The 21,481-nt window shown below is 71.7% G+C and carries 16 protein-coding genes and 1 tRNA gene; 12 read left to right on the top strand and 5 right to left on the bottom strand.

Going from position 1 to position 21,481, the window contains the following annotated elements:
* Positions 1 to 109: 109 nt before the first annotated feature.
* The gene (locus tag H305_RS0117500) at positions 110 to 2,845 is read left to right on the top strand and encodes a hypothetical protein (RefSeq protein ID WP_028801505.1); all 2,736 of its coding nucleotides are present in this window, start codon (positions 110 to 112) and stop codon (positions 2,843 to 2,845) included.
* Positions 2,846 to 2,856: 11 nt separating this feature from the next.
* Here H305_RS0117500 and H305_RS0117495 read toward each other — a convergent pair whose 3' ends face one another.
* The gene (locus tag H305_RS0117495) at positions 2,857 to 5,328 is read right to left on the bottom strand and encodes an SCO7613 C-terminal domain-containing membrane protein (protein ID WP_234020941.1); all 2,472 of its coding nucleotides are present in this window, start codon (positions 5,326 to 5,328) and stop codon (positions 2,857 to 2,859) included.
* Between the two features lie 88 nt (positions 5,329 to 5,416).
* Between H305_RS0117495 and H305_RS0117490 the strand changes: the two genes are divergently transcribed.
* Together H305_RS0117490 and H305_RS0117485 are read left to right on the top strand one after the other, a co-directional pair.
* Complete coding sequence (locus H305_RS0117490) at positions 5,417 to 5,863, top strand: SRPBCC family protein (RefSeq protein ID WP_028801503.1); 447 nt, start codon at positions 5,417 to 5,419, stop codon at positions 5,861 to 5,863.
* Between the two features lie 39 nt (positions 5,864 to 5,902).
* Positions 5,903 to 5,974 (top strand) — tRNA-Val (locus H305_RS0117485).
* Positions 5,975 to 6,063: 89 nt separating this feature from the next.
* On the opposite strand, the gene H305_RS0117480 is transcribed toward H305_RS0117485, so the two are convergent.
* Complete coding sequence (locus tag H305_RS0117480; protein WP_028801502.1) at positions 6,064 to 6,789, bottom strand: 3'-5' exonuclease; 726 nt, start codon at positions 6,787 to 6,789, stop codon at positions 6,064 to 6,066.
* A gap of 170 nt (positions 6,790 to 6,959) precedes the next feature.
* Between H305_RS0117480 and H305_RS0117475 the strand changes: the two genes are divergently transcribed.
* The 3 genes from H305_RS0117475 to thrS all read left to right on the top strand — a co-directional run bounded on the left by H305_RS0117475 (position 6,960) and on the right by thrS (position 10,895).
* The gene (locus H305_RS0117475; protein WP_028801501.1) at positions 6,960 to 7,526 is read left to right on the top strand and encodes a DUF4365 domain-containing protein; all 567 of its coding nucleotides are present in this window, start codon (positions 6,960 to 6,962) and stop codon (positions 7,524 to 7,526) included.
* Positions 7,523 to 8,740, top strand: a complete 1,218-nt coding sequence (locus tag H305_RS0117470) for a hypothetical protein (RefSeq protein ID WP_028801500.1) — start codon at positions 7,523 to 7,525, stop codon at positions 8,738 to 8,740. Before H305_RS0117475 ends, H305_RS0117470 begins: the two co-directional genes overlap by 4 nt.
* A gap of 178 nt (positions 8,741 to 8,918) precedes the next feature.
* Positions 8,919 to 10,895, top strand: coding sequence for a threonine--tRNA ligase (gene thrS / locus H305_RS0117465; RefSeq protein ID WP_028801499.1), 1,977 nt, complete (start codon positions 8,919 to 8,921; stop codon positions 10,893 to 10,895).
* A 36-nt stretch (positions 10,896 to 10,931) separates the two neighbouring features.
* On the opposite strand, the gene H305_RS0117460 is transcribed toward thrS, so the two are convergent.
* A complete protein-coding gene (locus tag H305_RS0117460; protein WP_028801498.1) occupies positions 10,932 to 11,588 on the bottom strand; it encodes a potassium channel family protein in 657 nt (218 codons plus the stop codon).
* 67 nt (positions 11,589 to 11,655) lie between these two features.
* Here H305_RS0117460 and H305_RS0117455 point away from each other — a divergent pair, with 67 nt between their 5' ends.
* Positions 11,656 to 12,216: an HIT family protein gene (locus H305_RS0117455; protein WP_028801497.1), complete on the top strand. Its 561-nt coding sequence runs from the start codon at positions 11,656 to 11,658 to the stop codon at positions 12,214 to 12,216.
* 155 nt (positions 12,217 to 12,371) lie between these two features.
* Here H305_RS0117455 and H305_RS0117450 read toward each other — a convergent pair whose 3' ends face one another.
* Together H305_RS0117450 and H305_RS0117445 are read right to left on the bottom strand one after the other, a co-directional pair.
* On the bottom strand, positions 12,372 to 14,039 hold the full coding sequence (locus H305_RS0117450; protein WP_028801496.1) for a membrane protein: 1,668 nt from the start codon (positions 14,037 to 14,039) through the stop codon (positions 12,372 to 12,374).
* A 156-nt stretch (positions 14,040 to 14,195) separates the two neighbouring features.
* Positions 14,196 to 16,391: an elongation factor G-like protein EF-G2 gene (locus tag H305_RS0117445; RefSeq protein ID WP_028801495.1), complete on the bottom strand. Its 2,196-nt coding sequence runs from the start codon at positions 16,389 to 16,391 to the stop codon at positions 14,196 to 14,198.
* A gap of 220 nt (positions 16,392 to 16,611) precedes the next feature.
* Here H305_RS0117445 and pgsA point away from each other — a divergent pair, with 220 nt between their 5' ends.
* From pgsA to pdxS, 5 genes are all read left to right on the top strand, one after another.
* Positions 16,612 to 17,334: a phosphatidylinositol phosphate synthase gene (gene pgsA / locus H305_RS0117440; protein WP_078629109.1), complete on the top strand. Its 723-nt coding sequence runs from the start codon at positions 16,612 to 16,614 to the stop codon at positions 17,332 to 17,334.
* Entirely contained in the window at positions 17,331 to 18,290 is a 960-nt protein-coding gene (locus H305_RS0117435; RefSeq protein WP_028801493.1) for a phosphatidylinositol mannoside acyltransferase, read from the top strand. The genes pgsA and H305_RS0117435 overlap by 4 nt, the downstream gene beginning before the upstream one ends.
* On the top strand, positions 18,287 to 19,447 hold the full coding sequence (locus H305_RS0117430) for a glycosyltransferase family 4 protein (RefSeq protein WP_028801492.1): 1,161 nt from the start codon (positions 18,287 to 18,289) through the stop codon (positions 19,445 to 19,447). The genes H305_RS0117435 and H305_RS0117430 overlap by 4 nt, the downstream gene beginning before the upstream one ends.
* A gap of 427 nt (positions 19,448 to 19,874) precedes the next feature.
* Positions 19,875 to 20,420, top strand: a complete 546-nt coding sequence (locus H305_RS0117425; protein ID WP_028801491.1) for a membrane protein — start codon at positions 19,875 to 19,877, stop codon at positions 20,418 to 20,420.
* 143 nt (positions 20,421 to 20,563) lie between these two features.
* Entirely contained in the window at positions 20,564 to 21,478 is a 915-nt protein-coding gene (gene pdxS / locus H305_RS0117420) for a pyridoxal 5'-phosphate synthase lyase subunit PdxS (protein ID WP_028801490.1), read from the top strand.
* Positions 21,479 to 21,481: the final 3 nt, after the last annotated feature.

Raw genomic sequence — 21,481 nt, 5'->3', positions numbered from 1 at the left:
CCCGTGCCGCGCCTCGCGACGGCACCGGGAACCCCTCGCACGGCCGGTGCCCCGGGCGTCGCGCTCTATCTGTCATGCCCCTGACCTACCCCATCGGAAAGGAAAGGCCATGTCTCCCATTCCCCGCAGATCCCTCCTCAAGGCGGCCGCCGTCGCCGGCGCCGCCGCGCAGTTCAGCTGGGCGCTGGGCACCCAGGGCGCTCAGGCCGCGCCCGCGGCCGCGGCCACCGGTCCGGGCCCCGTCACCCTGGAGTGGCTGGAGGACGGCGGCCTCGGCGCCGCCCCGGGCTCCACCGTCGGCGTGCCCTGGCCGAAGGGAGTCCACCAGGAGGACCAGACCTTCGCGCTCACGGACGCCGACGGCAAGGCCGTCCCCGTGCAGACCTGGCCGATCGCCTACTGGCCGGACGGCACTCTCAAGTGGACCGCACACGCGGTGAGTTCCGACGCCGGGAAGTACACGCTCACCGCCGGCGCACCGGCCGCCCCCGACAAGAAGGTGACCGTCGACAGGAACGGCGCCACCGTCGACGTGTCCACCGGCGTCATCGCGGCGAAGATCGGCAAGAGCGGCTCGGTCCTGGTCAAGTCCGTGACCCGGGGCTCCACGGAGATCGCCAGGAACGGCCGCCTGGTCCTCGTCCGCCAGCCGGAGCTCGAGGACGACGACCAGGGCGCGGAGAAGTACGAGCGCTTCGAGAGCGCCATCTCCCGGACCGAGGTTGAGCAGGACGGCCCGGTGCGCGCCGTGGTCCGTATCGACGGCAAGCACCGCAAGGGCGACCGGAGCTGGCTGCCCTTCTCGATCCGGCTGTACTTCTACGCGGGCGCCGACTCCTTCCGCATGGTGCACACCATCACCTTCGACGGGAAGCAGGAACCGGGGAAGCCGAGCGGCGACTTCATCCGCGGCCTGGGCGTGCGCTTCGGCGTTCCCATGCGCGACGCGTCCTACGACCGGCACATCAGGATCGGCGGCGACGACAGCGGTCTGCTGCGCGAGGCGGTCAAGGGCGTCACCGGACTGCGGCGCGACCCGGGCGCCGCCGTGCAGGCCGCCCAGTTCGCGGGACAGAAACTGCCCGACCCGTCCACCTGGGACCAGCGGGTGACCACCCGGCTCCAGTACATCCCCGAATGGGGCGACTACACCCTCTCTCAGCTGTCCGCCGACGGCTTCACCCTGCGCAAGCGCACGAAGAAGGGACACGGCTGGATCGGCGCGGGCGGCGGCCGGCGTGCTTCCGGCTTCGGCTACGTCGGCGGTCCCAGCGGCGGACTCTCCTTCGGCCTCAGAGACTTCTGGGAGAAACACCCCGCGCAGCTCGACATCCGCGACGCCCACACCGACGAGGCCGAGGTCACCCTGTGGCTCTGGTCGCCCGAGGCACAGCCCATGGACCTGCGCTTCTACCACGACGGCATGGGCCAGGACACGTACGCCGAACAGCTCGAAGGCCTCAACATCACCTACGAGGACTACGAGCCGGGCTTCGGCACCCCGTACGGCATCGCCCGCACCTCCGAACTCCTCTTCTGGGCCAACGGGTCGACACCCGCGCCGGAGAAGCTCGCCGAACAGGTCGCGGCCGTCCGTGTGCTGCCGCAACTGGCCGCACCGCCCAAGCAGCTCATCGGGGCGAAGGTCTTCGGCCCGGGCCTCTACTCGGAGCCCGACCGCTCCACGCCCGCCAAGGCCAGGATCGAGGACCACCTCGACTTCCTCTTCACCTACTACAAGGATCAGGTGGAGATGCGCCGTTGGTACGGCTTCTGGGACTACGGCGACATCATGCACTCCTACGATCCGGTCAGACACCAGTGGCGCTACGACGTCGGCGGCTACGCCTGGGACAACTCCGAGCTGTCACCGGACCTCTGGCTCTGGTTCGCCTACCTCCGCAGCGGCCGCGCGGACATCTTCCGCTTCGCCGAGGCGATGACCCGGCACACCGGCGAGGTCGACGTCTACCACCTCGGCCAGTGGGCGGGCCTCGGCACCCGGCACGGCGTCCAGCACTACGCCGACAGCGCCAAACAGCAGCGCATCGCCAACACCACGTACCGGCGCTACTACTACTTCCTCACCGCGGACGAACGCGTCGGCGACCTCATGCACGCCAACGTCGACTCCGACGAGACGTTCCTGGTCCTCGACCCGATCCGCAAGATCCGCACCGAGCCCTACACACCCGACCGGCACGCGCTGTCCATCGGCTTCGGCACGGACTGGAGCGGACTCGTGTCCGCCTGGCTGACGGAGTGGGAGCGCAAGGGCCCGAAGTGGGAGAAGGCCAAGGCACGCGTGCTGTCGACGATGGAGACCATCGCCGCCCAGCCGAACGGCTTCGTCCAGGGCACCGGGCTGTACGACCTCGACACGGGCAGGTTCGCCGTCGCCGCGGCGCCCGCGGTCGGCGTGTCGCACCTTTCCGCGGTGTTCGGCCTCAACGAACTGTGCGCCGAGCTCATCGACCTCGTCGACATGCCCGCCTTCAAGGAGGCCTACCTCGACTACTGCCGCTACTTCAACGCCACCAAGGCCGAACAGGCGGCGCGCTACGGCTCCGACTTCGGCTCCCTGCTGCTCTTCCAGGGCCACTCGCGACTGGACGCGTACGCCGCCGTGCAGACCGGTGACGCGAAGCTCGCCACGCGCGCGTGGACGAAGTTCTACAGCTCGGACGGCTACACCGAGTCCTCGCCCTGGAGGACCACGAAGCTGAGCGGTCCGGTCACCCTGGTGCCGGGCAGCGAGGCCGACTGGGTGTACACGAACGACACCGCGCTCTACGGGCTCGCCGCCATCGAGAACCTGGCGCTGCTCGGCGACAGGATGCCGTAGCCCCCCGGCCGTCAGCGCATCCTCCCCAGCACCTCCCGCACTCGCCGCGCGTCGCGGATCCGCTGTTCGTACGTGGCACCCAGCGCGAGCAGCAGCAGACCGGCGAGTGCGGGAGGCGCCCAACGGGGGAGCGCGCCGACCACCTGCACCAGATACGGGGCGAGTTCGTGCAGCGCGTCCAGGGCCAGGACCGTGCCGCCCACCACGAGCGGCGCCTGGAGACGGTGCCGGGCACCCACCAGGGTGACCAGCAGGGCCGCGGTGCCGAGAAGCAGCGGGCGGAGCCAGTGCGTGTCGCCCCATGCCGCGAAGAGACTCGGCACCAGCGTCGCGGTCAGGCCCGGCCCGTACGCCGTCCACGACGAGACCGTCCCGTCCCGGCGGCGCCGGACCACGCCGACGACCAGCGCCGGAACACTCACCACGACCGTGTACGCCTCCGGAGAGCCGACGTCCCAGGACGCCAGGCGGACCCAGGCGGCGAGCACGGACAGCGCCGCGGCCGCGTACCCCACCGGGCGCCGGTCCTCCCGTACGGCCGTGCCCGCGGCGATCACCCCGCACAGGGCCAGGACCAGGGCCAGCGTCGGCGGATCGGCCACCGCGAGACCGATGGCGAGCAGCCCGGCGGCGGCCCCCGCCACCTCGGACGACACCGTCGTCGCCGCGTCGTCCGTACGCGCCGCCGACACCGCGGCGGCCACCGGCACCACGAGCACCAGCAGGGCGATCCGATGCGCGGGAAGGTCCAGGGACGCGCCCGCGGCGCAGGCCAGCGCGGTCGCGTACACGAGCGAGACCGGTGCGGCGACCGGACCGAGGCCCGGCCGCAGGGCGGCGGCCGCGAACAACAGGACCAGCGCCCCGAGGACGGTGAGGGTCGCACCCTCGGAAGCCAGGGAGAGGAACGCGAGGCTCGCGGACGTGAGGACCGCGAGCACGAGAGGCGTCACCACGGGCCGCGCACGGGTGGCCCGGGCCAGGGCCGCCACCGCCGTCAGAGCGTGCACCGACAGGCTCACCTCGTAGGGGAGTTCGAGCGAGGCCGGGACGACGGACACCGCGGCCCAGACCAGCGCCGTCGCGGCGGCCAGGGCCTGCGGACGCCGGTCCGCCCCGCGGACCGCCATCACGAGGACGCCGGCCGCCAGCGCGAGCACGAGGGGCGCCGTGATCGCGTGCGCGGGCCACGGGACGTCCGCCGTGACCGCTTCCCGGGCGGTCGCCGGGGCCCCGGACCAGATCCGGCCGGCCCAGTCGGCCGGGCCCAGCAGGGCGAGGCCGACCGGAGGCAGTGCCCACACCACCGCGACGGCCTGCACCACGCCCGAAGCCCACGCGAGGCCCCGCTTCATCGGCTCGGCGAGTGGCGTGCGCACCGCGCCCAACAGGGCGACGGCACACACGAGATGGGCCACCACCGTCCAGTCCGCCGGCAGCGAGGCACGCAGCACGCCGCCGACCGCGGCGACCGTGAGCAGACCCCCCGCCAGCGCGCCACCGGCCGCGACGCCCGGCTTCGGGGTGCGCCACGCCGCCACGAGGGCGATCGACGCGGCGAGGAGGAGGAGCGCCGCCGCACGGGCGGCGGCGCTCGGGCCGGAGGCCGTCCAGGACAGCCAGCCGGCGGCAAAGGCGCCCCACCCGCCCAGTCCGTACGCGCCCACGGCGGCGACGGCACGGACCGGCTTCACGGGGACGCGGAGCGCGACAGCCGTGTCGAACGCGGCGGTCGCCAGCAACGCGCCGGTGACGGCGTGCGCGCCCCCGTCGGCCGCCGTCACCCACAGCAGCAGCGGCAACTGGGCCGTGGCCAGCGCCGCCGGAAGAGGCAGCCGCAGCGGGAGACGGACCCGGGTGCCGGCCAGTCCCTCGCCGGCGCCCACGGGCTTCTCGCCCGGGGTGGTGACCGCCGAAGGTCCCGCCGGCAGGTGCAGCGTGCCCACGGCCAGACCGTAGGCGGCCCACACCGCGGCCAGCACCACCGACGTGACAGCGGCGTACCCGAGCCCGTCGGCGTCCGGGACGGCGACCTCGTACAGCGCGTAGGCGTCCAGCACCGTCAGCGCCAGGCCGAGGCCCGCCACCGCCTCGGCCGTCGAGCGCAGCCCACGCCGGAGCAGGGGCAGCGGTGCGCCGAGGGCGGTCAGCGTCAGCGCCGCGAGCACCAGCGCCCGGCCCGCGATCCCCAGGTGTCCCCAGCTGACGACCGTGAACGCGACGGCGGCCACGGCCAGCAGGACGCCGCCGAGCAGCAGGAGCACGTTCTGTACGCCGGGAGCCGTGGTCTCCGGCCGGTGCGCGGGGGCGGCGAACGGTCCGGGAGCGGCGGCCGGCGGCGGGCCGGACGGCGCCGGAGCCGTTCGGAGGACGCTGATCAGCCAGGCACGGCGCGTCAGCAACAGAGCCCGGCGCGCGTCGAGTTGCCGCAGCTCGGCGTCCAGGAGCCGCAGCTCCTGAGCCGGGGGCGGGATCGAAGTCATGCCTGGGAGTGTGGTCCCGGTCACCCTTCCCGGCATGAGTGCGCGTACTCACGACGTACTCAGATCCGCGAGCGGGCACACTCCCCCCATGGACTGGAGCCACTACCGCTTCCGCAGCGAGTGGGAGCTGCCCGCACCCCCCGCCGCCGTCTACGTCGTGCTGGAGCACGCCGAGGACTACCCGCACTGGTGGCCCCAGGTGCGCGAGGTCACCCGCATCGACGACCGCAGCGGCCTCATCCGGGTCCGCTCGCTCCTCCCGTACGGCATGACATTCACCGCGCGCGAGGTGCGCCGTGATCCGGCGTGCGGCGTCCTGGAGATCGCGCTGTCCGGCGACATGGAGGGCTGGGCGCGCTGGACGCTCACCGCGCACGGCACCGGCACGCGCGCCCGGTACGACCAGGAGGTCGACGTGCGCAAGCCGCTGCTGCGCCGGCTCGCGGTGCCCGGACGGCCGCTGTTCCGGGCCAACCACGCCCTGATGATGCGCGCCGGACGCCGGGGACTGACGGCTTGTCTCCAAGCGGTTTGAACCACACCCGCCGGGACCTGTATTGTTCAGTCCGTTCCCGGGCGATTAGCTCAGTGGGAGAGCGCTTCGTTCACACCGAAGAGGTCACTGGTTCGAACCCAGTATCGCCCACCGGGAGAAGGCCGGTCCGTCACAGACGGACCGGCCTTTCCGCATTCCCGGTCCCTCCGCGCTGCCTGTTCCCGGCCGACGGTCCGTCCTCACGCCGCCGCGGGCAGCTCCGGACGCAGCGGCCACGCCGGGTCCACCGCCTCCTCCGAGCCGCTGCGCGCGAACCACGCCTGGAGCCCGCGGGCCTGTGCTGCGTGCCACACCGCCTGGAGCGTGTGCAGTTCGGCCGGCGAGAGCCGCTCCAGACGCGCCGCGAAACGGCGCCCCACCGCCCGTACGACATCCAGCGCGGCCTGCGCGTCGGCCGCCGCGTCGTGCGCGCCCTCCAGCGCCACGCCGTAGTGCGCGCAAAGATCGGTGAGGGTGCGGCGGCCCTTGCGGTAGCGGTCCAGATGCTTGTCCAGCACCCGGGGGTCGAGCACCGTCAGCGGCGTCGACGCGAACCACCGGTCCAGCGACGAGGCCCGGTGACGACGCAACTCCCGGTCCAGGAGCGTCAGATCGAACGGAGCGTTCATCACCACGAGCGGCCGCCCGGCCGCCGCGTGTTCGCCCAGCTCCCGGGCTATCTCCTCCATCACCGGCGACGGCCAGCGGCCGTTGTGCTGCAGATGCTCGTCGGTGAGACCGTGCACCTCCGTCGCCCCCGCGGGCACCGGCACCCCCGGATTCACCAGCCACCGGGACACCCGCGGACGGGAACCCGGGGCGTCCTGGACCACGACGGCGGCCGACACGATCCGGTCGGTCTCGACGTCCACGCCCGTGGTCTCCGTGTCGAACGCGGCCAAAGGGCCCTCGTACCAGCACGTCATACGTACACAACTCCTCTCTCGCCCACGGCAGCTGACGCACCGTCTTCTGCCCGTTTGGTGATACCCGGGCTGTTTGCGGCGTACGCCGGAAGGAGACAACAGAGGTACGGGTCTTTGCAGTTCAGCGGCCCGTCACGGGGAATCTCTTGGTCTGGAAGGCTGTTGGACTCATGGCACTCGCCCAGCCCGAACGGGGCGGGCTGCTGCCCCAGCGGACGGCACCCCATCGCGGCTCACTCGCCACCACCGCCTGCATGGAGACGTTGCAGGTGGGCTATCTGCACGCGGTCGCCGCGGCGGCGGGCTGCTCGCTGTCCCAGCCCTTCCCGGACAACGGCATCGACTGGCACGTCAGCCACAGCGCCCCCGGGCACACGGTCGACGACGAAGTCACCATCAAGGTGCAGCTCAAGTGCACGTACCAGATCCCGCCGAACCCGCCCGGGCCCGCCTTCTCCTTCACTCTCGACAACGAGCACCTGGCGAAGCTCGCCCGCACCCCGGTCTCGGTGCACAAGATCCTGGTCGTGATGCTGGTGCCGCGCTCACAGGACGACTGGCTGCGCGCCAGCCACGACCGCCTCGACCTGCGCCACTGCTGCTACTGGATCAACCTCGCCGGGCACGCCGTCACCGGCCGCCGCAGGACCACCGTGCGCATACCGACGGCCCGCATCTTCGACGACCGGGCGCTCTGCGAGATCATGACCCGGGTCGGGACGGGAGGCAGACCATGACCCACCGCCCCCTCGACGAGTCGCCGCGACCGGTCAGGCCGCATCCCGTCGACGCCCTCTGGAACGACCCTCCGACCCCCGACCAGGTCGACCCGACGGTCCTCAGCGCGCTGCTGCACCGGCACGGCTGGCAGCGGCGCGGCGGAGCCGCGGGACGGTACGGCCGGTGGACCCCACCCGGGCCCGGTGGCGGCGGCACCAGCCTGCTGGTGCCGGAGAGCCGGGCCTTTCCCGACAGCGACGACCTGCTCGGCGAAGCCCTCGTCGCGCTCTCCCGCAGCGGCTCCCCGTCCGCCCGTGACGTGCTGGTCGCGCTCGCCGTCCCGAGTGACGAGATCCGCTGGTGGCGCGACGTGCAGACCGGTCCCGCGGGCGCGGCGCCGTGGACCGTCGAGGAACAGCTGCGCGCCGCGGCCCGGCAGATGCTCCTCGCCGGCGCGCTCGCCACCCGCGCGCGTGCGGGCTACTACGGCGCCCGCCACCGCAGGTCCGCCGCGGCCTCCCTGGAGAACGTCCTGGTCGGCGCCGAACCGGGCGGACGCCGGCTCACCGCCTTCGTGCCCGTCACCACGGGCCGGCCGCTCGCCGTACGGCTGCACCAAGCGCTGTACGCCGCCCGCGAGGCCATCGACTACCGGCGGGCCACCGGAGGCATGGACGCCTTCGACGCCGCCGTCGAGGCGGGCGTCAGCCACGAGCTCATGGAGGCCCTGGTCGCCCTCGTCCGGGGCACCGAGGGCGCCAGGATCGCCGTCGAATGGGCGCCCTCCGCAGGCGTCCCCGAGGGCGGCGCGACCCCTGCCGAACCTGTCGAGTTCTCGCCCGGCGACCTGCCCGTGCTGCGCGAGGCCGGCGCGCGCTACCTGCGAGAGGAGCCCTCCGTCCCGGTGCGCCTCACCGGCGCGGTGGTGCGGATGCGCCGCTCCGGACCGCGCGGGGAGGGCACCGTGCGGCTGCGCGTCCTCGCGGGCGCCGACGTGCCGCACGTCCGTATGACGCTCGACGAGGAGGACTACCGGACAGCGGGCCACGCCCATCTGGTCGGTCTGCCGGTGCGGGTGCACGGACGGCTGGAGAGCCGCGGCGGCTTCCGCAGGCTCACCGACGCCTCCGGGATCGCGCCCGTGCAGGTCGACGCGGCCGAACGGGACCGGCTGATGAAGTCGCTCCAGGAGAACCTGGACTTCTTCGAGGAGGCGTGCAGCACGGACTGACGGGGCGCGGGGGAGCGAGGACCCCGGCCGGCGTCGCGGCGGGCCACGGCCGGCGCGGACGGTTTCCCGGCGGCACCGGCCGGAACCATTTCGCGGAGGGCACCCCCGGCTCGGTACGATCGCCTGTATTGCGTGCGCGACCGACGATGCGCACGTCCCCTTCAGGCAGGAGAGTCCGGTGTCAGACGTCCGTGTGATCATCCAACGCGATTCCGAGCGGGAAGAGCGCGTGGTGACGACGGGCACTACGGCCGCCGACCTCTTCACAGGCGAGCGCACCATCGTCGCGGCCCGCGTGGGCGGCGAGCTGAAGGACCTCGCGTACCAGGTGCGGGACGGCGAGGAGGTCGAGCCCGTCGAGATCTCCTCCGAGGACGGCCTCAACATCCTGCGCCACTCCACCGCGCACGTGATGGCCCAGGCCGTGCAGGAGCTCTTCCCCGAGGCCAAGCTCGGCATCGGCCCGCCGGTCAAGGACGGCTTCTACTACGACTTCGACGTGGAGCGCCCCTTCACGCCCGAGGATCTCAAGGCCGTCGAGAAGAAGATGCAGGAGATCCAGAAGCGCGGTCAGCGTTTCTCGCGCCGCGTCGTCACCGACGAGGCCGCCCGCGAGGAGCTCGCCGACGAGCCGTACAAGCTGGAGCTCATCGGCATCAAGGGCTCCGCGTCCTCGGACGACGGCGCCGACGTCGAGGTGGGCGCGGGCGAGCTCACCATCTACGACAACCTGGACGCCAAGACCGGTGACCTGTGCTGGAAGGACCTCTGCCGCGGTCCCCACCTGCCCACCACCCGCAACATCCCGGCGTTCAAGCTGATGCGCAACGCCGCCGCGTACTGGCGCGGCAGCGAGAAGAACCCCATGCTCCAGCGCATCTACGGCACCGCCTGGCCCTCGAAGGACGAGCTGAAGGCGCACCTGGACTTCCTCGCCGAGGCCGAGAAGCGCGACCACCGCAAGCTGGGCAACGAGCTGGACCTCTTCTCGATCCCGGACCAGATCGGCTCCGGCCTCGCCGTCTTCCACCCCAAGGGCGGCATCGTCCGCCGGGTCATGGAGGACTACTCGCGGCGCCGCCACGAGGAAGAGGGCTACGAGTTCGTCTACACCCCGCACGCGACGAAGGGAAAGCTCTTCGAGACCTCGGGCCACCTGGACTGGTACGCCGACGGCATGTACCCGCCCATGCAGCTCGACGAGGGCGTGGACTACTACCTCAAGCCCATGAACTGCCCGATGCACAACCTGATCTTCGACGCGCGCGGGCGTTCCTACCGTGAGCTGCCGCTGCGCCTGTTCGAGTTCGGCACCGTGTACCGGTACGAGAAGTCCGGCGTCGTGCACGGTCTGACCCGCGCCCGCGGCTTCACCCAGGACGACGCGCACATCTACTGCACCAGGGAGCAGATGGCGGAGGAGCTCGACAAGACGCTCACCTTCGTCCTGAACCTGCTGCGCGACTACGGTCTGACCGACTTCTACCTGGAGCTGTCCACCAAGGACCCGGAGAAGTTCGTCGGCTCCGACGAGGTCTGGGAGGAGGCCACCGAGACGCTGCGGCAGGTCGCCGAGAAGCAGGGGCTCCCGCTGGTCCCGGACCCGGGCGGCGCCGCGTTCTACGGCCCGAAGATCTCCGTGCAGGCCAAGGACGCCATCGGCCGCACCTGGCAGATGTCGACGGTGCAGCTCGACTTCAACCTGCCGGAGCGCTTCGACCTGGAGTACACCGGCCCCGACGGTTCCAAGCAGCGCCCGGTCATGATCCACCGCGCCCTGTTCGGCTCCATCGAGCGCTTCTTCGCCGTGCTCCTGGAGCACTACGCGGGCGCCTTCCCGGCCTGGCTCGCCCCCGTCCAGGCGGTCGGCATCCCGATCGGCGACGCCCACGTGGACTACCTGCACACCTTCGCCGCCGAGGCGAAGAAGCGGGGCCTGCGCGTCGAGGTGGACTCCTCCTCGGACCGCATGCAGAAGAAGATCCGCAACGCCCAGAAGCAGAAGGTGCCCTTCATGGTCATCGCGGGCGACGAGGACATGGCCAACGGCGCGGTGTCCTTCCGCTACCGCGACGGCTCGCAGGAGAACGGCATTCCGGTCGACGAGGCGGTCGCCAAGATCGCGAAGATCGTCGAGGAGCGCGCCCAGGTCTGATCCGGGACGCTGCGGACGCGCACGCCGCCGGGACGCTCAGCGTCCCGGCGGTCTCTCGTCGTCCCGGGTGAAGGACTGCAGCAGCCAGGACGAGAACGACCCCGTCACCGCACCCAGCAGGGCCAGCCCGCCGGCCATCATCCCGGACGCGATCGTCCTGCCGAGCGGGGTCACGGGGGTGATGTCGCCGTAGCCGACCGTGCTCAGGGTCGAGCAGGCCCACCAGACGGCGTCGCCGAAGGTCCGCATGGTCGCGCCGGGCGCCCCCCGCTCCTGCTGGTAGACCGCGAGGGAGCCGGCGAATCCGAGCAGCAGGGTGGACAGACCCGCGTAGGAGATCACACGCGCGTACAGCGACAGCCGGGGCTCGCCGCGCTTCTTCTGGAGGACCTCGTACAACGGCACCATCCGCAGCGGGCGCAGCAGGGGCAGGACGACCGAGACCGTGGACACCCCGTGGGTCAGGACGAACCGCCACCAGTGCTGTCCGCTGAGCCGCCAGTGCACCACGTAGTCCGCGGCGAACAGCAACCAGAGGACCAGCAGCACCAGATGGCACAGGTCCCGCCACGAGGGCGGGAGGTCGGTGGCCAGGACGATCGTCGCGTACGTGGCCATGAACACCAGCGACGCCGCGAAGAGAGCGACCTCGGTGCGTTCCGCCCAGCGGGCCTCGGGGCTGTCATCGTCCACCGGCCCAGCTTGGCCGCTGAGCGCCCTCGTGCCGCCCCGACGACACGCCGCGAACGGGCGAAGCCATATGCTGCACTTCATGACGAGCGAGCCGGAGCAGCAGATCGGAGTGGGAACGCAGGACGCGTTCCAGCGCCTGTGGACACCCCACCGGATGGCCTACATCCAGGGCGAGAACAAGCCCACCGGCCCGGGGGCCGATGACGGCTGTCCGTTCTGCTCGATTCCGGCCAAGTCCGACGAGGACGGGCTGATCGTGAAGCGTGGCGAGCAGGTCTACGCCGTGCTCAATCTCTACCCGTACAACGGCGGCCATCTCATGGTGGTGCCCTACCGTCACGTCGCGGACTACACGGACCTGACCGGCCCGGAGACCGTCGAGCTCGGTGAGCTGACCAAGCAGGCCATGACCGCCCTGCGCACCGCCTCGGGCGCCCACGGCTTCAACATCGGCATGAACCAGGGCACCGTCGCGGGCGCAGGCATCGCCGCCCACCTCCACCAGCACATCGTGCCCCGGTGGGGCGGCGACACGAACTTCATGCCGGTCGTGGGGCACACCAAGGTGCTGCCACAGCTGCTCGCCGACACCCGCAAGATGCTTGCGGAGGCCTGGCCGGCGGCCTGAGGCCGCCGGCCGCCCGGCTCCGGCAGGGGCCGGCCCGTCGCCACGCCCCGTCGCGTCGTGTCACCGCTCGGCATCGTGCGCCGCCCGGCCCGCCGGGCTCCGGAGCGGAAGCCGTCCGGGGAGAGCGGCGCACCGCTCTCCCCGCCGGTCCGCGGCTACGCGTCGTACACGTCCGCCTTCCGCGGCATCGGGTCCTGGACCGCCGTGCTGAGGAACGCCGAGCGGTTGCCGAACTTCTCCGTGTCGACGCCGTTCTCTTCGAGGACCTTGATCGCCGCCGCGTGCACCACCCGCAGCACGGGGGTCGCGGCGCGCAGGGCGTCGTCGGCCATGAACCGGTGCCGCCACGGCTGGTCGGCCCAGGCGTGGCGCAGGCCGAACGGCTCGGGCAGCGCCACGGTGCCGCCGAGCCAGTTCAGGAAGGGCGGGTACCAGGTGAAGGGGGCCCGCGCCGCGAGCCGCACGACCTCGTCCGTGGTGACCAGCGGCAGGTTCACCTTGCGGGTCTCCCAGAACTTCACCGCCTTGGCGACCTCCTTCGTGGGCGCCTCCGGCTTGGTGGTGAACAGCGGATTCACCGGACCCAGCGCATGCCCGGTGACCTCGATGCGCAGCGTCTCGTGCAGCACGGTCACCGTGATCAGCATCGTGATGATCAACTGGCCGTCCCAGAGCGTCCACTGGACCCCGAGGTAGTGCCGGTCACCGCTGCCGAACTGCTGCTTGTTGCAGATGTCCTGTATCGCGTGGGTCTTGATCGTGTACGCGTCCACGTCCGTGCCGGCCGGCCGGGACACCGCCTTCGCGTTCTCACCGATCGGCGTGACGATCCAGTGCTTGATCGAGGGGGCGGGGAAACCACCGGTGTTGAGCGGACCGCGCTCCAGCATGCGCAGCTGGTCGTGGATGGAGCGGATGACGTCCCAGCTGCGGAACGGGTGGATCTCCTTGTCCGCGTCGCGCGGCACCAGCTCCTCGGCGAGCTGCCAGCTGCCCCACCGGGTGCCCATGCCGAGTATGCCCTTGGGGCCCGCGTAGAAGACCGAGTTGGACTGCTGCTCCGCGCTGAGCCGGGCGAGGGACTGGCGCAGCCGCTCCGCCGCCGTCTCACCGGGGCTGCCGGGCACCGCCTCGGGGATCTTCGCGCCGATGCCGCCGCCGGACAGCAGCCCGTCCCAGCGGTCGCGCAGGTCCTTGGCCGTGCGCTCACAGATCTGCCGGGCCCACAGCCAGCCGACGACCGGCAGGACGACCGAAGCGCGCCCGTACCAGGCCCAGAAGCCGGAGAAGGGCATACGGAGGAGGAAGAGCACCGCGAGGGCGCCGACGGCCACGAGGAGCGTGGTGCCGAGGGCGGAGGCGCGCTTGTCCTCGCGCTTGGCTATCTGGGTGCGGATCTGGAAGACGAGCAGCCAGACGACGAGTCCGGGCAGGAAGAGCAGCCCGCACAGCACCATCACGGCCGCCAGCCAGTTGTCCCGCTCGCGGCGGATGTTGTTCGCCGCCAGGCAGTGCTCCACCACGACCTGCGGCTCGGTGCCGAAGGACTGGATGAGCGGCTTGCGGCCGGCGCCCAGCATCCGGTCCACCACGGCCCGGGCGAACGCCTCGCCCAGATTCGGCGCGAACAGCTTGATCTTGCCCGTCTTGACGGTCGACTTGTGCCATTCGTTGTCGGCCTTGAGGATCTCCTCGACGCCATTGTCCCGGTAGGCCGCGGAGGCCAGGGCGAAGGTCGCCGCCGTCTGGCCCGCGGAGCCCGTGAGCGGCACTTGCGCCCCGGGAGTGAAATCGAAACCGTCGAATGCCACTTCCGCCCCCATCGCCGCCGTCCGCTGCTGCGGCTTTTCCCGACTTCCGCCCCTCGCACACCTGTTGATCAGGTCATTGCCTTGATCAGGTTCTCAGAGTATCGGCCCAGGCCGACATTCGTCGGCGGACGGCCGAAGCCGTCCGCCGACGTGTGAACCGGCGAACCCTCAGGTGTCGCGGGCCTGTTCACGGATCCTCTCGGCGACCTGAGGCGGCATCGGCTCGTGCCGTGCGTAGCTGCGGTTGAAGCGCGCGGTGCCGTGCGAGAGGGAGCGCAGATCGACGGCGTACCGCCCGATCTCGATCTCCGGGACCTCGGCCCGTACCAGGGTGCGCCCGCCGCCCGCCTGCTCGGTGCCCACGACCCGGCCGCGGCGGCCCGAAAGGTCGCTCATGACGGGGCCCACGTAGTCGTCGCCGACCAGGACGGTCACCTCGGCCACCGGTTCCAGCAGGTGGATCTTGGCGTCGGCCGCGGCCTCGCGCAGGGCGAGCGCGCCCGCGGTCTGGAACGCGGCATCCGAGGAGTCCACGGAGTGCGCCTTGCCGTCGAGCAGCGTGACCCGCACGTCGATGAGCGGATAGCCGGCGGCCACACCCTTGGCGGCCTGGGCCCGCACGCCCTTCTCGACGGACGGGATGAACTGCCGCGGTACGGCGCCGCCGACGACCTTGTCCACGAACTCGATGCCCGAGCCGTTCGGCAGCGGCTCGACCTCGATCTCGCAGATCGCGTACTGGCCGTGCCCGCCGGACTGCTTCACATGGCGCCCGCGCCCGCCGGACCTGCCCGCGAACGTCTCCCGCAGCGACACCTTGTGCGGCACGACGTCGACCTGGACGCCGTACCGGTTGCGCAGCCGCTCCAGGGCGACGTCCGCGTGGGCCTCACCCAGGCACCACAGGACGACCTGGTGCGTGTTCTGGTTCTGCTCCAGGCGCATCGTGGGATCCTCGGCGACCAGCCTGGCGAGCCCCTGCGACAGCTTGTCCTCGTCGGCCTTGCTGTGCGCCTGGATGGCGAGCGGCAGCAGCGGGTCGGGCATCTGCCACGGCTCCATGAGCAGCGGATCGTCCTTGGCGGAGAGGGTGTCCCCGGTCTCCGCGCGGTTCAGTTTCGCCACGCACGCGAGGTCGCCCGCGATGCAGTGCGACAGGACGCGCTGCTGCTTGCCGAACGGCGTGGACAGGGCGCCGATGCGTTCGTCGACGTCATGGTCCTCGTGACCGCGGTCGGACAGCCCGTGCCCGGAGACGTGCACCGTCTCGTCGGGTCGCAGCGTGCCCGAGAAGACACGGACCAGGGAGACCCGGCCCACGTACGGGTCGGACGCGGTCTTCACGACCTCCGCCACCAGCGGCCCGGTCGGGTCGCAGGCCGACACCTCGCGTGCCGCGCCGTCCGGTGTGGTCACGACGGGCGCCGCGCGTTCCAGCGGGGTGGGGAAGCCTCCCGTGACGAGTTCGAGCAGTTCGACCGTGCCGAGCCCCTGACGGGCGCCGTCGGCGGCCGGAGCCGCGGCCAGCACCGGGAAGAAGGTCCCGCGGGCCACGGCCCGCTCCAGGTCCTCCACCAGCGTCTTGAGGTCGATCTCCTCGCCGCCGAGATAGCGATCCATGAGGGTCTCGTCCTCGCTCTCGGCGATGATCCCCTCGATCAGCCGGTTGCGGGCCTCCTCGATCAGCGGCAGCTGCTCGGGACCCGGCTCCGCCTCCTTGCGCTCCCCGGACGCGTAGTCGAAGAGCCGCTGGGACAGCAGCCCGATCAGTCCCGTCACGGGCGCGTGCCCGTCGGGTGCCTCCGCGCCGCGCAGCGGCAGGTACAGGGGCAGGACGGCGTCGGGGTCGTCCGCGCCGAAGGCCTCCGCGCAGATCCGCGTCATCTCCTCGAAGTCCGCCCGCGCCGATTCGAGGTGGGTGACCACGATGGCCCGTGGCATCCCCACGGCCGCGCACTCCTCCCACACCATGCGCGTCGAGCCGTCCACGCCGTCCGAGGCCGAGACGACGAAAAGGGCCGCGTCCGCAGCTCGCAGACCGGCCCGCAGCTCCCCCACGAAGTCGGCGTATCCGGGGGTGTCCAGAATGTTGATCTTGTACCCGTCCCATTCGACGGGGACCAGCGAGAGCTGCACCGAGCGTTGCTGCCGGTGCTCGATCTCGTCGTAGTCCGAGACGGTGCCGCCGTCCTCGACGCGGCCCGCCCGGTTCACTGCTCCCGCCGTCAGCGCGAGAGCTTCCACCAGAGTCGTCTTGCCCGATCCGCTGTGGCCGACCAGCACCACATTCCGTACGGACGCGGGGTGGTCGGCCGCCGTAGCCCTGCCGGCGGCTCCGGGGTGTGCATTCGCCTTGTCGCCCATGGCCTTGCCTCCCGTGCACGGTGAGGTCTCTGTGGGCGCGGGCGTTACGGATCCGCGTGCGGTGGCGGCTCCGATGACGCCCGCGGTGTCTTCGAGCTTGGCACTCGTGTCACGGTGCGTCCATACAGAGGACGCGATCCCGCCGTGCCACCGACGGCATCCCGTCATGACAGGGGGCGTGCGGGTGCCCGACCGTCGCACACGCGCGCGCGTGGCTACGATGGGCCAGCCGGCGGCCAGCAGGGGCCGCGCGGCGACACCGACCCTCGGGAAGGCCATGCTGAACAAGTACGCGCGTGCATTCTTCACGCGTGTCCTCACACCGTTCGCCGCGTTTCTCATCCGCCGGGGCGTAAGCCCCGACACGGTGACCCTCCTGGGCACGGCAGGAGTCATGGCGGGCGCGCTGGTCTTCTACCCCCGCGGAGAGTTCTTCTGGGGCACGGTCGTCATCACGCTCTTCGTGTTCTCCGACCTCGTCGACGGCAACATGGCGCGCCAGCTCGGCCGCTCCAGCCGCTGGGGCGCCTTCCTGGACTCGACACTCGACCGGGTGGCCGACGGCGCGATCTTCGGCGGCTTCGCCCTCTGGTACGCGGGCAACGGCGACGACAACATCCTGTGCGCCGTCTCGATCTTCTGCCTGGCCAGCGGCCAGGTGGTCTCGTACACCAAGGCGCGCGGCGAGTCGATCGGCCTGCCGGTGGCGGTCAACGGCCTGGTCGAGCGGGCCGAGAGACTCGTGATCTCGCTGGTCGCGGCCGGTTTCGCGGGTCTGCACAAGTTCGGCGTGCCCGGCATCCAGGTGCTTCTGCCCATCGCGCTGTGGATCGTCGCCGTCGGCAGCCTCGTCACGCTGATCCAGCGCGTCGTCACGGTGCGCCGGGAGTCCGCCGAGGCGGACGCCGAGGCCGCGGCCCACAACAGCGAGGCCACCTCGTGACCAGGGTCCAGGACAGGCTGGTCGACGGCGCCTACGCACTCGGCTGGAGCACGGTCAAGAAGCTCCCCGAGCCGGTCGCCGAGCGGCTCGGCCGCACGATCGCCGACATCGCCTGGAAGCGCCGCGGCAAGGGCATACAGCGTCTGGAGAGCAACTACGCGCGCGTGGTGCCCGACGCGGCGCCCGAGCGGCTGGCCGAGCTGTCCAAGGCCGGCATGCGCTCCTACCTGCGCTACTGGATGGAGTCCTTCAGGCTGCCCGCCTGGAGCGAGGAGCGGGTGAAGACGGGCTTCGACCCGAAGGACGTGCACCACCTCACCGACGCGCTCGCCTCCGACAAGGGCGTGATCCTCGCCCTCCCGCACATGGGCAACTGGGACCTCGCCGGCGCCTGGGTCACCACGAAGCTCCGTACGCCCTTCACGACGGTCGCCGAGCGCCTCAAGCCGGAATCGCTGTACGACCGCTTCGTCGCCTACCGCGAGGGCCTGGGCATGGAGGTACTGCCGCACAGCGGCGGCAGCGCCTTCGGCACGCTGGCCCGGCGGCTCCGCGACGGCGGGCTGATCTGCCTGGTCGCCGAGCGCGACCTGTCCTCGTCCGGCGTCGAGGTGCAGTTCTTCGGCGAGGCCACCCGGATGCCCGCGGGACCGGCACTGCTCGCGCAGCAGACCGGCGCCCTGCTCCTGCCCGTGACACTCTGGTACGACGACTCGCCCGTCATGAAGGGCCGTGTGCATCCCCCCGTCGAAATTCCCGAGACAGGTACCCGTGCCGAGAAGACGTCTGTCATGACGCAGGCGCTGGCCGACGCCTTCGCCTCGGGGATCGCCGACCACCCGGAGGACTGGCACATGCTGCAACGGCTGTGGCTGAAGGACCTGGATCCCGCCAAGGACCCCGCGGCGATCCCGAGCGACGGCGTTGGTCGGGATCCCGGGGAGGTGACCCCGTGAGGATCGGCATCGTCTGCCCGTACTCCTGGGACGTCCCGGGCGGCGTCCAGTTCCACATCCGTGACCTCGCCGAGCACCTCATCGGCCTCGGGCACGAGGTCTCCGTCCTCGCCCCGGCGGACGACGAGACGCCCCTGCCGCCCTACGTCGTCTCGGCCGGCCGCGCCGTCCCGGTGCCCTACAACGGCTCCGTGGCCCGCCTGAACTTCGGCTTCCTGTCGGCGGCCCGGGTACGGCGCTGGCTGCACGACGGCACCTTCGACGTGATCCACATCCACGAGCCGACCTCCCCCTCGCTGGGTCTGCTGGCGTGCTGGGCCGCGCAGGGCCCCATCGTCGCGACCTTCCACACCTCGAACCCGCGCTCCAGGGCGATGGTCGCGGCGTACTCCATCCTCCAGGCGGCACTGGAGAAGATCAGCGCGCGGATCGCGGTGAGCGAGTACGCACGGCGCACTCTCGTCGAGCACCTGGGCGGCGACGCCGTCGTCATCCCGAACGGCGTCGACGTCGACTTCTTCGCACGGGCCAAGCCCAAGCCCGAGTGGCAGGGCGACACCCTCGGCTTCGTCGGCCGCATCGACGAGCCGCGCAAGGGCCTGCCCGTCCTCGTGAAGGCCCTCCCGAAGATCCTCGCCGAGCGTCCGCAGACCCGTTTGCTGATCGCCGGACGCGGCGACGAGAAGGAGGCCGTGGAGTCCCTGCCCGCCGAGATGCGCTCGCGCGTCGAGTTCCTCGGCATGGTCAGCGACGAGGACAAGGCCCGCTTCCTGCGCAGCGTCGACGTGTACGTCGCGCCCAACACCGGGGGCGAGAGCTTCGGGATCATCCTGGTCGAGGCGATGTCCGCGGGGGCACCGGTGCTCGCGTCGGACCTTCCCGCGTTCGCCCAGGTCCTCGACCAGGGCGCCGCGGGCGAACTGTTCGCCAACGAGGACGCGGACGCGCTGGCCGCCGCCGCGGTTCGGCTCCTGGGCGACCCCGCGCGCCGCGCCGAACTGCGCGAGCGGGGGAGCAGCCACGTGCGGCGCTTCGACTGGTCGACCGTCGGCGCCGACATCCTGTCCGTGTACGAGACCGTGACGGACGGGGCGGCGGCGGTGGCCGCCGACGAACGCACGGGGCTCCGGGCGCGCTTCGGACTCGCCCGGGACTGACCGGCCCGGTCGCGGGCGGCGACGGTGCCGGACGGGACCGACGAGGGTGCCGCGGGTGTCCGGCGAGCGTGCGGGCCGCGACCGGTGAGCTTGCTGCACCTGTCTGTCCGGTGAGCGTGCGGGCCGCGACCGGTGAGCTTGCTGTGTCTGTCCGGTGAGCGTGCGGGCCGCGCCCGGTGAGCCTGCCGCATTCGTCGGGCGCGCGGGCCCGGTTGCGACCGACGAGCCTGTCGACCTGCCGGGCGGGGTGCGGCCGCGTCCGGTCCGTCGCGGCGGTCCGGGAGCGTTACGCGCCGGCCCGCCGTCGCCGCACGGCGTCGCGCGGACCGACACCTGAAGGCGTACGGCTGCGCGACCGGACCCGGCGCATCGGACCGTGCCCGGGACCGTCGGGAGCCGTTACCGCGCAGAGGTAGCCTTGCCGCCCGTGACCGCAACCCTGATCTGGATCGTCGTCGGCCTCGTCGCGATCGGCCTGTACCTGAGCTGGACCGCCGGCCGGCTCGACCGGCTGCACGCCCGCATCGACGCCGCCCGTGCGGCCCTCGACGCGCAGCTGCTGCGCCGCGCCTCCGTGGCGCAGGAACTGGCCACGTCCGGGGTGCTCGATCCGGCCGCATCCATCGTGCTGTACGAGGCGGCCCACGAGGCCCGGCAGGCCGAGGAGGACCAGCGCGAGGTGGCCGAGAGCGAGCTGAGCCAGGCACTGCGCGCCGTGTTCGGGGAGGCGCAGCAGGTCGACGCGGTACGCGAGGCGCCGGGCGGTGAGGAGGCCGCCCACGAGCTCGCGCAGGCGGTGCGCCGAGTGCCGATGGCCCGGCGGTTCCACAACGACGCCGTACGTGCCGCGAGGGCCCTGCGCCGGCACCGCAAGGTGCGCTGGTTCCGCCTCGCGGGCCACGCGCCGTTCCCCATGGCCTTCGAGATGGACGACGAGCCCCCGACGGCGCTGGCGGAGCGCCAGGCGGCCTGATCCGGACGGACCGCGACGGTCCGGCCACGCCGTGGCACCGGCGAAAAGAATCCACCGCCTCTCCATTGGCCCTTGCAGTGGCCTGGTCGCCTCACGTTTCCTCGGTGCAGCACAAACCCTCTTTCAATGAGTGAGGTCAACCCGTGTCGAGCACGCTCTCCAACCCCGCCCAGACGCCCGAGACCGGCACCGCCCGCGTGAAGCGCGGCATGGCCGAGCAGCTCAAGGGCGGCGTGATCATGGACGTCGTCACGCCGGAGCAGGCGAAGATCGCCGAGGACGCGGGCGCCGTCGCCGTCATGGCCCTGGAGCGGGTCCCCGCCGACATCCGCAAGGACGGCGGAGTGGCCCGCATGTCCGACCCGGACATGATCGAGGGCATCATCGACGCCGTCTCGATCCCGGTCATGGCCAAGTCGCGCATCGGCCACTTCGTCGAGGCGCAGGTGCTCCAGTCCCTCGGCGTCGACTACATCGACGAGTCCGAGGTCCTCACCCCGGCCGACGAGGTCAACCACTCCGACAAGTGGGCGTTCACCACCCCCTTCGTCTGCGGCGCCACCAACCTCGGTGAGGCCCTGCGCCGCATCGCCGAGGGCGCCGCCATGATCCGCTCCAAGGGCGAGGCCGGCACCGGCAACGTCGTCGAGGCCGTCCGCCACCTGCGCCAGATCAAGAACGAGATCGCCAAGCTGCGCGGCTTCGACAACAACGAGCTGTACGCCGCCGCCAAGGAGCTGCGCGCCCCGTACGAGCTCGTCAAGGAGGTCGCCGAGCTCGGCAAGCTCCCGGTGGTCCTCTTCTCCGCCGGAGGTGTCGCCACCCCGGCCGACGCCGCTCTGATGCGTCAGCTCGGTGCCGAGGGCGTCTTCGTCGGCTCCGGCATCTTCAAGTCGGGCGACCCGGCCAAGCGCGCCGCCGCCATCGTGAAGGCCACCACCTTCTACGACGACCCGAAGATCATCGCGGACGCGTCCCGCAACCTGGGCGAGGCCATGGTCGGCATCAACTGCGACACCCTCCCCGAGACCGAGCGCTACGCCAACCGCGGCTGGTAGTCA

It is taken from the genome of Streptomyces sp. 142MFCol3.1 (assembly GCF_000424945.1).
GTDB lineage: Bacteria > Actinomycetota > Actinomycetes > Streptomycetales > Streptomycetaceae > Streptomyces > Streptomyces siamensis.
Note: the sequence above shows the minus strand (reverse complement) of the source record. Positions and strands in the feature narration are given on the sequence as shown.